Here is a 12,536-nt window from a genome sequence, read left to right as displayed (position 1 = left end):
TGGCCTGGAACATCAAGCGGATGTTCGTCCTGGCGGCCACGAATTGAGGCGTGATCGTCTGATTTTGGCACAAACAGGTGCCGTCGAGGGCTGGCCGGGCACGATGGGGCAGGCGATGAGCGTCGGTCGACAAATTCGATCGCTAAAACCACTCCGGCGCCACGCATGCAGATAATTTCAGTCATGGAACGCAAATTCGCCCAAATCTCACTCCGACAGGCTGCTAGGCTCGACAATATCCTTCCGTTTGGCCAAAACCGCCGCAACGGATGGAGGAGTGCATGAGCCAAACTTATGTCGCAGCCGGCGGCCTGCGCGTCGCCGAGGCGCTGCATCGTTTCGTCGAGGCCGAAGCGCTGCCCGGAACCGGGCTCGACTCCGCCGGATTCTGGCAGGGCGTCGGCGCGCTGGTTGGCGAACATGCGGCGCGCAATGCCGAGTTGATGGCCGAGCGCGACCGGCTGCAGGCGGCGATCGACGGCTGGCATCGCACCCATCGGGGCAACCCGGTCGACCGCGCCGCGTATCGGGCGTTCCTGTGCGAGATCGGCTATCTGAAGCCCGAGCCGGCGCCGTTTTCGATCGCGACCGACAACGTCGATGCCGAGATCGCGGCGATCGCCGGGCCGCAGCTCGTGGTGCCGGTGATGAACGCGCGCTATGCGCTCAACGCCGCCAATGCGCGCTGGGGCAGCCTGTACGATGCGCTCTACGGCACCGACGCGATCCCCGAAATCGACGGCCTGGAGCGAGGCAAGGACTACAACCCGAAGCGGGGCGAGGCGGTGATCGCCCGCGCGCGCGCCGGTCTCGATGCCGATTTCCCCCTCGCCTCCGGCAGCCACAAGGATGCGCGCGCCTACCGGGTGCGGGACGGCCATCTCGCCGTCGTGCTGGAGCGCGGCGAGACCGGGCTGAAGGATGCGCGACAGTTCGCCGGGTTTCACGGCGAGGCGGGCTCGCCTACCACGATTTTGCTTCGCCACCACAATCTTCACGTCGAAATCGCGATCGATCCGACGAGCATGATCGGCAAGACCGATCGGGCGGGGGTCGCCGATCTGGTGGTCGAATCCGCGATCACCACGATCATGGACGCCGAGGACAGCGTCGCCGCGGTCGATACCGACGACAAGGTGCTGGTCTATCGCAACTGGCTCGGCCTGATGAAGGGCACTCTGGAAGAGGACGTCGAGAAGGATGGCAAGAGCTTCATCCGCCGCCTTGCCGAGGATCGCGCCTATACCGCGCCGGATGGCGGCACGGTGGTTCTGCCGGGCCGAGCGCTGATGCTGGTGCGCAATGTCGGCCACCATCTCTATACCGATACGGTGCTCGACGGGGCGGGCCGCCCGATTCCCGAGACCATTCTTGACCTCGTGGTGACGTCACTCTGTGCGATTCACGATCTGAAGCGCACCGAAGGGATGCGCAATTCGCGCAAGGGCTCGGTCTATATCGTCAAGCCGAAGCTGCACGGAGCCGACGAGGTCGCCTATGCGGATGCGTTGTTCGCCGCCGCCGAGAAGGTTATGGGCCTGCCGGCGCACACGCTGAAAATGGGCATCATGGACGAGGAACGCCGCACCTCGGCCAATCTCGCCGCCTGCATCGAAGCGGCGAAGCATCGCGTGGTGTTCATCAATACCGGATTCCTCGACCGCACCGGCGACGAGATCCATACGTCGATGGAGGCCGGACCAATGATCCGCAAGGCGGAGATCAAGAACACGCCCTGGATCAAATCCTACGAGGATCGCAATGTCGATATTGGTCTCGCCTCGGGCCTGGCCGGGCGCGCGCAGATCGGCAAGGGCATGTGGGCCGCGCCGGACGCAATGGCGGCGATGCTGGAGCAGAAAATCGCCCAGCCGCGCGCGGGTGCCAATACCGCCTGGGTGCCGTCGCCCACCGCGGCAACCCTGCACGCGCTGCATTATCTCGCGGTCGATGTCGCTGCCCGGCAGAATGAGCTGAAATCGCGCAAAATGGGCACCCTCGATGATCTGTTGACGATTCCGCTCGCCGATCGGCCGAACTGGAAACCCAATGACATTCAGCAGGAACTCGACAATAATGCGCAAGGGATTCTGGGCTATGTGGTGCGCTGGATCGATCAGGGGATCGGCTGTTCCAAGGTGCCGGACATCCACGATGTCGCCTTGATGGAGGATCGGGCGACGCTGCGCATCTCTTCGCAGCATATCGCCAACTGGCTGCATCACGGCATCGTCACGGAAGCGATAGTGATGGACACCATGAAGCGGATGGCGGCGGTGGTCGATCGGCAGAATGCGGACGATCCGGCTTACCGGCCGATGGCGCCGGGTTTCGATGGTGTCGCCTTCAAGGCGGCGTGCGATCTGGTGTTCAAGGGCCGCACCCAGCCGAACGGCTATACCGAATTCATCCTGCATGACCGTCGCCGCGAGGCGAAGGCGGCGGCATAAGCGGATGATCGACCAACCGAGACTTGAAGCCGCCCTTGCGACGATCCGGCCGGTTCTGCCGCCGACGCCGCAGATCGCCTGGCCGCTGCTTGCCGCCCGGACGGGATGCGAAGTCTGGGTCAAGCATGAAAATCACCTGCCGACCGGGGCGTTCAAGGTGCGCGGCGGCGTCGTGCTGCTTGACACGCTATGCCGGGGCACGCGTCCGGCCGGCCTGATCAGCGCGACGCGCGGCAATCACGGCCAGAGCATTGGTTTCGCCGGCCAGCGCGCCGGGATTCCGGTCACCATCGTGGTTCCACACGGCAATTCGCGCGAAAAGAACGACGCGATGCGCGGATTCGGGGTGGAACTCATCGAATCAGGCAATGACTTCGATGCCGCCAGGATCGCCGCCGAACGGCTTGCCGGCGAGCGCGGCCTGATGATGGTGGCATCGTTTCATCCCGAGTTGGTGCGCGGCGTCGCCACCTATGCCTGTGAGCTGTTCGGTGCCGTTGCCGGGCTCGATACCGTCTATGTGCCGATCGGCCTCGGATCGGGGATTTGCGGCACGATCCTGGTGCGGGATCTGCTCGGCCTGCGGACCGAGATCGTCGGTGTCGTTGCCGAGGGGGCGGATGCCTATGCGCGGAGCGTCGAAGCAGGAAGCGTCGTCGAAACGGACCACGCGACCACGATCGCCGACGGGATGGCGGTGCGCGTGCCGAACCGGGATGCGCTCGCGATCATTCAGGCCGGGGCCGCGCGTATCCTTCGCGTCAGCGAGGCGGCGATCCGCGACGCCGTGCGGATGCTGCACGAGACCACGCATAATCTCGCCGAAGGCGCGGGCGCCGCGGGACTCGCGGCATTGCTTGCCGAGCGCGACCGGCAACGCGGCAAGCGCGTCGCGATCGTTCTGTCCGGCGGCAATATCGACCGCGCGGCTTATGCCGAAATTATCGGAGCAACCTGATCTAACCACCGGCGACGGTTTTGACTTCCAGGAAATCCTCAAGCCCGAAGCGTCCGCCCTCGCGGCCGTTGCCCGATTGCTTGTAACCGCCGAACGGGCTGCCTTTCGCGAGGGAGCGGCCATTGACATGGATCATCCCGGCCCGCAGCTTCCGCGCGACGCGCCGGGCTTTTTCCGTGTCCCTGGTGCTGAGATAGGCGGCGAGGCCGTAGGGCGTGTCGTTGGCGATCGCGACGCCGTCATCTTCGGTATCGAAGGGAATGATCGACAGGACGGGGCCGAAAATCTCCTCGCGCGCGATCCGCATGTCGCTATGCACATCGGCGAACACGGTCGGCCTTGCATAGTAGCCGCGATTGAATCCATCCGGCCGGCCCGGTCCGCCCGCGACGAGCCGTGCTCCCTCCTGGATGCCGGCCTCGATCAGACCCTGTACCTTGTCGAACTGGGTTGCGGAGACCAGCGGTCCGATATGGTTGCCCTCTTTCGCCGGATCGCCGACCTCGACCGATTTCGCCGCCGAAGCCGCGATCTCCACGACCCGCTCATAGGCCGGGCGTTCGACCAGCAAACGGGTCGGCGCGTTGCAGGACTGGCCGGTATTTTCCATGCACAGGGTGACGCCGCGCCGCACCATCGCCGGAAGATCGGCGTCGGCGAAGATGAGGTTGGGCGATTTGCCGCCAAGCTCGAGGGTGACCCGCTTGATGGTCTCCGCCGCGTTGCGGGTGATCGCCCGGCCGGCACGGGTCGAGCCGGTAAAGGAGATCATGTCGATGTCGGGATGCGCGGACAGTGCTTCGCCCACGCCGGCCCCGTCGCCGTTGACGAGATTGAAGACGCCCTTGGGAAATCCAGCCTCGTCCATCATTTCGGTGAACAGAATGGCGGACATCGGCGCGATCTCGGAGGGTTTGAGAACCACCGTGCAGCCGACGGCGACCGCGGGGACCACCTTCAGGGTGATCTGGTTCATCGGCCAGTTCCACGGGGTGATCAGACCGCAGACGCCGATCGGCTCGCGCAGGATGCGCTCGTCCGGCGTCGCTGCATTCAGCGCGTGCTCGAATTCGAAGGTCTTCAGCGCATCGAGAAATCCTTCGATATGCCAGGAGCCGGCACCGGTTTGTTCGGACAGGGCGAACGACATCGGCGCGCCCATCTCCATCGAGATCGCCTTCGCCATCTCCTTTGCCCGGCGGTTATAGATCGCGAGCAGATGCTCGATCCGCCTGACGCGTTCGGCAAGCGGCGTCGCGGCCCAGGGCTCGAAGGCAGCGCGGGCGGCGGCGGCGGCACGGTCGACATCCGCCGCCCCGCCCAGCGAAATCACCGCGAAGGGCTGTTCGTCGGCCGGGTTGATGATCCGCTCCTCGCGCGCCGCAGCAGGAGCGACCCATTTGCCGTCGATATAGAAATCGGTCTTGCGGATCATGCGCTCAGAGTCCCCCGAGATTGCTTACGACCAAGATCCACTGGCGAGGGGCGCACGTCAATATTGCGCCAGTATTTTGTCGCTCGCCGATATCGCCGCCGCCTCGCTTGCGGGATCGAGGCTCCTGGCGAGAACGACATAAACCAAGCTCGCCACCAGAAGCCCCGGCGCCCAGGAAATATCGACGCCGCCAAGCGCCTTCGCGATCGGACCCTCATAGAGGCCGGCGAGGTTGAAGAACGGCACGCTGACGAGGAAGCCTGCCGCGTAGGCAGTGAGACCGCGCCACCCCCAGTCGCCATAGACGCCGTCGCTGCTGAACAGATCGGCAATCGCGTAATGGCCGCGACGGATGAAGAAATAGTCGGTGAGGTTCACCGCGGTCCACGGCACGAGCAGATAGAGCATGATCGACAAGGCGTCATACAGCGCGTTGATCGCATTCGCGGTCAGCGACAGCGAAACCGCGAGCCAGAGTGCGGCGATGAACAGAATGCCGGCGATGCGGATCGCGCGGGTCGGGGCGATCCGGCGCAGCGAATCGATGGCGGTGACCACCGTCAGCATTCCTGAATAGGCGTTAAGCCCCATCGTGGCGGTGAGGGCCGCAACCGATGTCAGGACGAGGAGCGTTCCGAGCCCCGAAAAGACCGCATTGCCCGCCGCATTGGTGGCGACCAGCCCGTCCTGCGCGCCGAGATAGGTGGCGAGCCACGCGCCGAGCGCGATCAGCCAGACCGCGGCGAGCGAGGCGCCGAGATAGACGCTGAGCACGAGGCCGGTGCGGAATTTCGCTCGCGGCAGATAGCGCGTGTAGTCCGAGACATAGGGCGCGTAGGTGATGTTGTAGCTCGCCCCGGCGGCGAATTCGGCGGCGAAGCCGACCCAGTTGAATCCGGCATGGGCCGGCGGCTTGCCCGGCACGTGGCCGGTGGCGATCGCCGCGGTGAGGATCACGTAGAGCGGCAGGCTGATCCAGAACAGGATGCGGAAAATCAGATGCAGCCAGTCATGCCCGTAGATCGCGATCACGATCGCGACGATCGCCAGCGCCAGCGAGACGGTGACGATGCTCCAGCCATACAGATTGTGCAGCCCCTGGCTGAGCAGCACGGTATCGACCACGTTGAAGCCGGCAAAGGTGAACAGCGTGCCGAGCAGGGGAACGATCACGCCGCGATAGCCGAACTGCGCGCGCGACTGGATCATCTGCGGCAGGCCGAGATCCGGCCCCTGACTCGCGTGAAACGCCATGAAGATCGTGCCGAACAGGATGCCGAGCGCGCCGGCGAGTGCCGTGGCGCCGAAGGGCAATCCCATCCCCGGTCCGATGAAGCCGATCGCAATCGTGAAGAACTGAAAATTGCCCAGGAACCAGAACGGTCCCTGGTTGATGACCTTGCCGTGGCGTTCCGCGTCGGGCACGTAGTCGATCGACCTCCGTTCGATCCTGAGCCGCCGCCTTGCGCCGGCGGTATCGATTGCTTCGGTTTGCATTCGGACGTTCTCCTTTATTGGTGCGGGTTCGCGGGTTTTCCCGTCGTGGTTTTGTTGGCTGGTGCCGGCCTTGCGATCGTTCGCGTCAGGTGTCGCCGCACGGCGACAAATGTTCATGAACCGCCCGCCATCCTCCATCGTCCTGGCGCCGGAAAACGATGGTTTCGCGTTCCATTGCCGTTTGCTCGACGCTGTCGGAGATGAGCCGGGTTTCGACGCGATGGGTGAAAATGGCAGTTTCGCCATAGACGCGGACCAGCGGCTCGAAAGATCGGCAGTCCAGGATGCGGAATCCGCTTGCCTCCCAATCGCGCCACAGCGCACGATAGGCGTCGCGAGATTCCAGAAAGCGCGGCGTGGCGTGGAAAATGAACGTCGCCTCGGGGGCGAAGGCGGCGAAATAGCCCTCAGTGTCGTGAGCCGCGAACCGCGCGACCAGGGTGTTTGCGGCTTGCAGCACCTCGTGCTCCGCTTGGCCGTCCATCAGCGTCGCTGCACGCCGGGCAGGATGCAGAGCATCTCATAGGCCAGGTTGGCGCCGGTCAGCGCCGTGGTGCCCAAAGGGTCGTAGGGCGGCGAGACCTCGACCAGATCGGCGCCGACCAGATCGACGCCGTGCAGGCCGCGAATGATCTCCAGCCCCTGCGGCACGGTGAGGCCGCCGATTTCCGGCGTTCCGGTGCCCGGCGCGAAAGCGGGGTCGAGACTGTCGATGTCGAAGCTCAGATAAGCGGGGCCGCGGCCCACACGGGCGCGGATATCCGCCATCATCGGCGCCAGGGAGCGATGCCAGCACTCCTCGGCCTGGATCACCCGGAAACCCTGGTTTCGGCACCAATCGAAATCCTCGGCGGCATAGCCGGTGCCGCGCAGACCGATCTGCACCACCCGCGTACAGTCGAGCAGGCCCTCTTCCACGGCGCGGCGGAACGGCGTGCCGTGATTGATCTTCTCGCCGAACATGGTGTCGTTCACGTCGGCATGGGCGTCGACATGGATCAGCCCGACCGGACCGTATCTGCGGCACATCGCGCGCAGGATCGGCAAGGTGATGGTGTGGTCGCCGCCGAGCGTGACCGGCCGGCAGAAGGAGGCCAGAATCCGGTCATACGCGTGCTCGATCCGGGCGATCGAATCCAGGAGATTGTAGGGATTGATGGCGACATCGCCGAGATCGGCGACTCGGAGACTGTCGAACGGCGCCGCGCGAGTCGCCATGTTGTAGGGGCGCAGAAGCGACGATTCGGCCCGGATCTGCCGAGGGCCGAATCGTGTGCCGGTCCGGTTGGAGGTGCCGAGGTCGAAGGGGATGCCGACGAAACACGCATCCAGCGCGGACGGATTGGATTCCACGGGCAGGCGCATCATCGAGGCGACGCCGCCGCTGCGCGGCATCTCGTTGCCGCTCAATGGCTGCGGGTGCGACGGCAATGTCATATCGTCTGCCATTTTCATCACCTTTCACGATGCACAACGATGTTTATTCCAGAACGATAAGACAAATATCCTGGATAAAAAATTGACATAATGAAATGTTTACATCGATAATTATCGATGTAATCTGCTCGGCCTGATGCTGGGCGATCTATCGGATCTCGATCTGCGCTTTTTGCGAGTGTTCCTGGCGGTTGCCGATGCCGGGGGCGTTTCGTCGGCGCAGTGGACGCTGAATGTCGGCCAGTCCACCATCAGCACGCAGTTGGCGATTCTCGAGACCCGGCTGGGCTATCGGCTGTGCGAGCGCGGGCGCGGCGGCTTTCGGCTGACCGCCAAGGGCGAGCGCTTCGCCGAACTGGCGCGCGGGCTGCTCGGCACGATCGCCGATTTCAATGCCGAGGCGCGCAATCTCGACAAGAAGCTGGTCGGGTCGCTGCGGATCGGCATGATCGGCAACACGCCGCTCAGTCAGAATGCCCGCGTGAGCGAGGCGATCGCCCGATTCCGTCAGCGCGACGAGGCGGTGAAGCTGATCGTCCGCGTCTGTCCGCCGATCGAGCTGGAGGAGGGATTGCTCAGGGGCGATCTCGACGTGGCGATCGGCTATTTCTGGCACCGCGCGCCGACGCTGCAGTTCACGCCGCTGTTCACCGAACAGCATCTGGCCTATTGCGGCAAGGATCATCCGCTGTTTCACCGTGCCGGCCGGATTTCGCCGAACGAAGCGGCGGATCATAGCTGGGCGTGGCGCACCTATCCGCTGCCCGAAGCGCAGATGTCGGCGTCGCCCCGGCGGGTGACCGCCGTGGCCGACAATATGGAAGCGGTGGCCATGCTGGTTCTGTCCGGGCACCATCTTGGCTTCCTGCCCCGGCATTTTTCCAGCCCGCTGGTCGTGGAGGGATTGCTGGCTGCCCTGAATCCCGAAATCATGCACTATGAAGTAACCCTGCATGTGGTGAGCCGGAGACGGTCCGACGACAGCGAGATTACGCGCGCTTTTCTGGACGATCTGTACGCGATCCATCGCGAGGCGCCGCCAGCTTCCTGACTTTTCCGGTTTTGGTGCGATAGTCGAGTATGTGAGGATGAGGAGAGGATCGACGATGGATGAACGAGCGAAGGCGGTACCGACGGTTCGGATCGACAATGGCAGGGTGAAAGCGACCGAATGGGCGTTCGCCCCTGGTGCTGAGACCGGCTGGCACCGGCATGGTCATGATTATGTCGTCGTGCCACTCACCGACGGCGAATTGCTGATCGAGCAGCCGGGCGGGACCAGCGGCACCGCGCGGCTCAGCCGGGGGGTTCCCTATGCGAACGTTATCGGGGTCGAGCACAACGTGGTGAATGCTGGCAGGGAGACGCTGGCGTTTCTGGAGATCGAAATTACCGGGTGAGTTTCTGGAGCGTGACGCGGCATCGCGAAGCGATCCGCAAAGCCATATTGCTTTACGCTGCGGCGAAACGCTGGATGCGCTCGGCCATCGCGGCGACGCCGTTGCCGCGATTGCCGGACAATGCGCCGATCAGCCCCCAATCCTTGAGGAAGGTCGCGGGGGTGGCGCGGATTTCCGTGGGCGAGCGGCCGGAATAGACCTGGAGCAGGAGGGCGACGAGCCCGCTGACGATCGCGGCATCCGACGCCCCGGCGAAATAGAGCTTGCCGTCCCGCGCGCAGGGTTCGAGCCAGACCCGGCTCTGGCAGCCGGGTACCAGCCGGGCGTCGGTCTTCCACGCCTCCGGGAAAGGCGGGAGGGATTGGCCGAGCTCGATGATGAACTGGTAGCGGTCCATCCAGTCGTCGAACAGGAACAATTCGTCGTGCAGCAGCTCGATCGCCTCAGCGGCGCTCGGCTGCGCCGGTTCCAGGAAGGCGATGTCGATCACAGCGTGGTCGCTCATCCTTTGGATGTGCGGTGTGTTGCCTGCCGCGTCAACCTGTCCGTCTTTAAGAGGGGCGCACCAGGCGATGGTGCTTGCGCCCCGCTGAAAGTTTCGCCACCCCGTCGATCAGGTCGACGCGCGAGACCATCTGCGCCTCGTCGGTGATCGGGGCGTCGTTCAGCCGGGCGCCGCCGCCGCGAATGAGGCGCCGTGCCTCGCCGTTGGTCGCCGCCAGCCCGGCGCGAACCAGCAGGGCGAAGGCTGGAATTCCGGCATCGAGATCGGCTTTCGGCACGTCGATTCCGGGCAGGGTTTCCGCGGCCTCGCCTTGTTCGAAAGTGCGCCGTGCCGTCTCGGCCGCATCCTCGGCGGCGGCGCGGCCGTGGCAGAGAGCGGTTGCTTCGGTTGCGAGGATTTTCTTCGCCGCGTTGATCTCAGCGCCGTCGAGCGATTCCAGCCGCGCGATCTCATCAAGTGGCAGATCGGTGAACAGGCGCAGGAACCGGCCGACATCCGCATCCTCGGTGTTGCGCCAGAACTGCCAGTAGTCGAACGGCGAGCGTTTTTCGGCCGAGAGCCACACCGCTCCGGCGGCGCTCTTGCCCATCTTCGCGCCGGATGCCGTCGCGATCAGTGGGGCGGTCAGGCCGAAAACCTGCTTGCCGTCGGTGCGGCGGACCAGGTCGATTCCCTGGACGATATTGCCCCACTGATCCGAGCCGCCCATTTGCAGGGTCACGCCATGGCGGCGGTTCAATTCCCGGAAATCATAGGCCTGGAGAATCGAGTAGTTGAATTCGAGGAAGGTCAGCCCCTGATCGCGTTCCAGCCGGCTGCGCACGGAATCGAAGGACAACATGCGGTTGACGCTGAAGTGCACGCCGACTTCGCGCAGCAGGTCGATATAGGAGAGGCTGAGCAGCCAATCCGCATTATCGACCATGATGGCATCCGACGGGCCGTCGCCGAAGCGCAGATAGGATTCGATATTGCGCCGGATGCCGGCTTTGTTCGCATCGATCTGCGCCGGGGTGAGCAATTGCCGCGCTTCCTCGCGGAACGAAGGATCGCCGATGCGAGTCGTTCCGCCGCCGAGAACGGCGACGGGCTTGTGACCGTATTTCTGCAGAAGACGCAGCATCATGATCTGGATCATGTGTCCGACATGGAGGCTGTCGGCGGTGCAGTCGAAGCCGATATAGCCGGCGACCGGGCTGGCGCCCATCGCGTTGCGCAGACCATCCGTGTCGGTGCACTGGAAAATGAAGCCGCGCGCCTCTGCCTCGCGCAGGAAATCGCTCATCTCGCCGTTCATCGCTGCCAATCCGTTGCCATTAGCCGATGGCCGGGTAGCACGCGGGCGGTTCGGTGCCAATTCGGGGGTCAAGCCGCAAAACATGTATTCTTGCCAGAACCATATTGCTCGCGGATAAGCGCGGTCTCATGTCGATCTTTCCGCATAATGCTGAAATTACAAAACAATGCTTGCCATTGGGTTGATGAGCGGCACGTCGCTCGACGGCGTCGACGCGGCGCTGATCGAAACCGATGGCGAACGCATCGTCCGTTTCGGCCCGACCGCAACCTTGTTTTACGAGGATGCGCTGCGGGTCCGGCTGCGGGCGCTGCTGGACGCGGCCCCCAAGCTTGCAGTCGGCGATCCCGAGGTGGCGCGGCTGTCGCGCATCGTCGCGGACCGCCATGCCGAGGCGGTCGCGCTGCTGGCCAGCCGGGCCGATCTTGTCGGCTTTCACGGCCAGACCATTCTGCACGACCCGGCGAACCGGCGGACCTGGCAGATCGGCGACGCCGCGCATCTCGCGCACAAGACCCGGCTGCCGGTCGCCCATGATTTCCGCTCGGCCGATGTCGCATCGGGCGGCGAGGGTGCGCCGCTGGTTCCGCTGTTTCATGCGGCGCTCGCGGCGGATTTGCCGAAACCGCTGCTGGTCGCGAATATCGGCGGGGTCGCCAATATCACGTTTCTTGGGGCGGATGGCACGATCCTCGCCTGCGATACCGGGCCGGGCAACGGCCCGCTCGATGACTGGGTGCGCAGCCACACCGGCGCCGATTACGACAAGGATGGCGCGCTCGCCGGTTCGGGCCGGGTGCATCGGGATCGGCTCGATGCGCTGATGGCCGATCCGTATTTCGCGCGGCAGGCGCCGAAATCCCTGGACCGCCTGCATTTTTCCGCGCGGATCGCGGTGGCGACGGACGGACTCTCGGTCGAAGACGGTGCGGCGACGTTGGCCGCGTTCACCGCCACCGCGATCGCGGCTGCGCCGATCCCGGTGGCGCCCAAACGCATTCTGGTTTCCGGCGGCGGGCGGCGCAACGCCGCGATCATGGCCGCGCTGCGGGATGGTTTTTCGGTGCCGGTCGAACCGGTAGAGGCGGTCGGCTGGGATGGCGATGCGCTGGAGGCGCAATGTTTCGGCTTTCTGGCGGTGCGGGTAGCGCGCGGATTGCCGCTGTCGCTGCCGACGACGACGGGAGTTGCGCGGCCGATGCCCGGCGGGCGCTTGGCCAAACCCGCTATTCCGGGGGCGTGAGCCGGTTCAGCGGCAGTTGTAAAACATTTCGAAATCGATCCTGTCCGCCGGCTGAAAGCCGTACCGGAAGAACTCATCGCGCGGTCGGGCCGCCAGCCCCGGCGGCAGCGCCGGAAACCTCATCGTGCTGAGCGCGGCGACCATGAAAGGCGTGATGCCGGGCGCCGGATTGTTGAGCGGACGCACGTTTGCAACCCTGCCATCCGGCATGATCTGAAAGGCGGTCACCATCGGCCCGGAACAATAAAGGTTGCGGTCGAGCCCACCGGAACCGAAGAAGTCGAGGAGCCGGCGGTTCACCATCCGGTCATATC

Annotated in this window: 13 protein-coding genes; 5 read left to right on the top strand and 8 right to left on the bottom strand. The window is 64.6% G+C overall.

Annotation, left to right across the window (positions count from 1 at the left end; genetic code table 11):
• Positions 1-185, bottom strand: a 185-nt coding sequence (locus AiwAL_RS14390; protein ID WP_262312902.1) for a hypothetical protein, incomplete at its 3' end; no start/stop codon positions are given.
• A gap of 96 nt (positions 186-281) precedes the next feature.
• Between AiwAL_RS14390 and AiwAL_RS14385 the strand changes: the two genes are divergently transcribed.
• Positions 282-2,450 (top strand): malate synthase G, encoded by a 2,169-nt coding sequence (locus tag AiwAL_RS14385; RefSeq protein ID WP_235705587.1) that lies wholly within the window; start codon positions 282-284, stop codon positions 2,448-2,450.
• Positions 2,451-2,454: 4 nt separating this feature from the next.
• A complete protein-coding gene (locus tag AiwAL_RS14380) occupies positions 2,455-3,408 on the top strand; it encodes a threonine dehydratase (protein ID WP_235705586.1) in 954 nt (317 codons plus the stop codon).
• Between the two features lies 1 nt (position 3,409).
• Here the strand turns inward: AiwAL_RS14380 and AiwAL_RS14375 are convergent, their stop codons facing one another.
• The 4 genes from AiwAL_RS14375 to speB all read right to left on the bottom strand — a co-directional run bounded on the left by AiwAL_RS14375 (position 3,410) and on the right by speB (position 7,789).
• Positions 3,410-4,843 (bottom strand): aldehyde dehydrogenase family protein, encoded by a 1,434-nt coding sequence (locus tag AiwAL_RS14375; RefSeq protein WP_235705585.1) that lies wholly within the window; start codon positions 4,841-4,843, stop codon positions 3,410-3,412.
• Between the two features lie 57 nt (positions 4,844-4,900).
• Positions 4,901-6,340 (bottom strand): cytosine permease, encoded by a 1,440-nt coding sequence (locus AiwAL_RS14370; protein WP_235705584.1) that lies wholly within the window; start codon positions 6,338-6,340, stop codon positions 4,901-4,903.
• Positions 6,341-6,425: 85 nt separating this feature from the next.
• Complete coding sequence (locus tag AiwAL_RS14365; RefSeq protein ID WP_235705583.1) at positions 6,426-6,824, bottom strand: nuclear transport factor 2 family protein; 399 nt, start codon at positions 6,822-6,824, stop codon at positions 6,426-6,428.
• Entirely contained in the window at positions 6,824-7,789 is a 966-nt protein-coding gene (speB, locus tag AiwAL_RS14360; RefSeq protein ID WP_262312901.1) for an agmatinase, read from the bottom strand. The genes AiwAL_RS14365 and speB overlap by 1 nt, the downstream gene beginning before the upstream one ends.
• Positions 7,790-7,913: 124 nt before the next feature.
• Here speB and AiwAL_RS14355 point away from each other — a divergent pair, with 124 nt between their 5' ends.
• Both AiwAL_RS14355 and AiwAL_RS14350 read left to right on the top strand, forming a co-directional pair.
• Positions 7,914-8,828: a LysR family transcriptional regulator gene (locus AiwAL_RS14355; protein WP_235705581.1), complete on the top strand. Its 915-nt coding sequence runs from the start codon at positions 7,914-7,916 to the stop codon at positions 8,826-8,828.
• 55 nt (positions 8,829-8,883) lie between these two features.
• Positions 8,884-9,177 carry a cupin domain-containing protein gene (locus tag AiwAL_RS14350; protein ID WP_235705580.1) on the top strand — a complete coding sequence of 98 codons (294 nt, stop codon included), beginning with the start codon at positions 8,884-8,886 and terminating at the stop codon, positions 9,175-9,177.
• Positions 9,178-9,229: 52 nt separating this feature from the next.
• On the opposite strand, the gene AiwAL_RS14345 is transcribed toward AiwAL_RS14350, so the two are convergent.
• Positions 9,230-9,682 carry a SufE family protein gene (locus AiwAL_RS14345; RefSeq protein ID WP_235705579.1) on the bottom strand — a complete coding sequence of 151 codons (453 nt, stop codon included), beginning with the start codon at positions 9,680-9,682 and terminating at the stop codon, positions 9,230-9,232.
• Positions 9,683-9,728: 46 nt separating this feature from the next.
• Positions 9,729-10,979: a tyrosine--tRNA ligase gene (gene tyrS, locus AiwAL_RS14340; RefSeq protein ID WP_235705578.1), complete on the bottom strand. Its 1,251-nt coding sequence runs from the start codon at positions 10,977-10,979 to the stop codon at positions 9,729-9,731.
• Between the two features lie 166 nt (positions 10,980-11,145).
• On the opposite strand from tyrS, the gene AiwAL_RS14335 reads away from it, so the two are divergent.
• Positions 11,146-12,222 (top strand): anhydro-N-acetylmuramic acid kinase, encoded by a 1,077-nt coding sequence (locus AiwAL_RS14335; protein WP_262312900.1) that lies wholly within the window; start codon positions 11,146-11,148, stop codon positions 12,220-12,222.
• 6 nt (positions 12,223-12,228) lie between these two features.
• On the opposite strand, the gene AiwAL_RS14330 is transcribed toward AiwAL_RS14335, so the two are convergent.
• Complete coding sequence (locus AiwAL_RS14330) at positions 12,229-12,525, bottom strand: hypothetical protein (protein WP_235705576.1); 297 nt, start codon at positions 12,523-12,525, stop codon at positions 12,229-12,231.
• Positions 12,526-12,536: the final 11 nt, after the last annotated feature.

This window comes from Acidiphilium sp. AL, from assembly GCF_025499445.1.
In the GTDB taxonomy this organism is placed as follows: Bacteria; Pseudomonadota; Alphaproteobacteria; order Acetobacterales; family Acetobacteraceae; genus Acidiphilium; species Acidiphilium iwatense.
The sequence above is the reverse complement of the archived record's forward strand: the minus strand, read 5'-3'. Positions and strand labels throughout refer to the sequence as shown.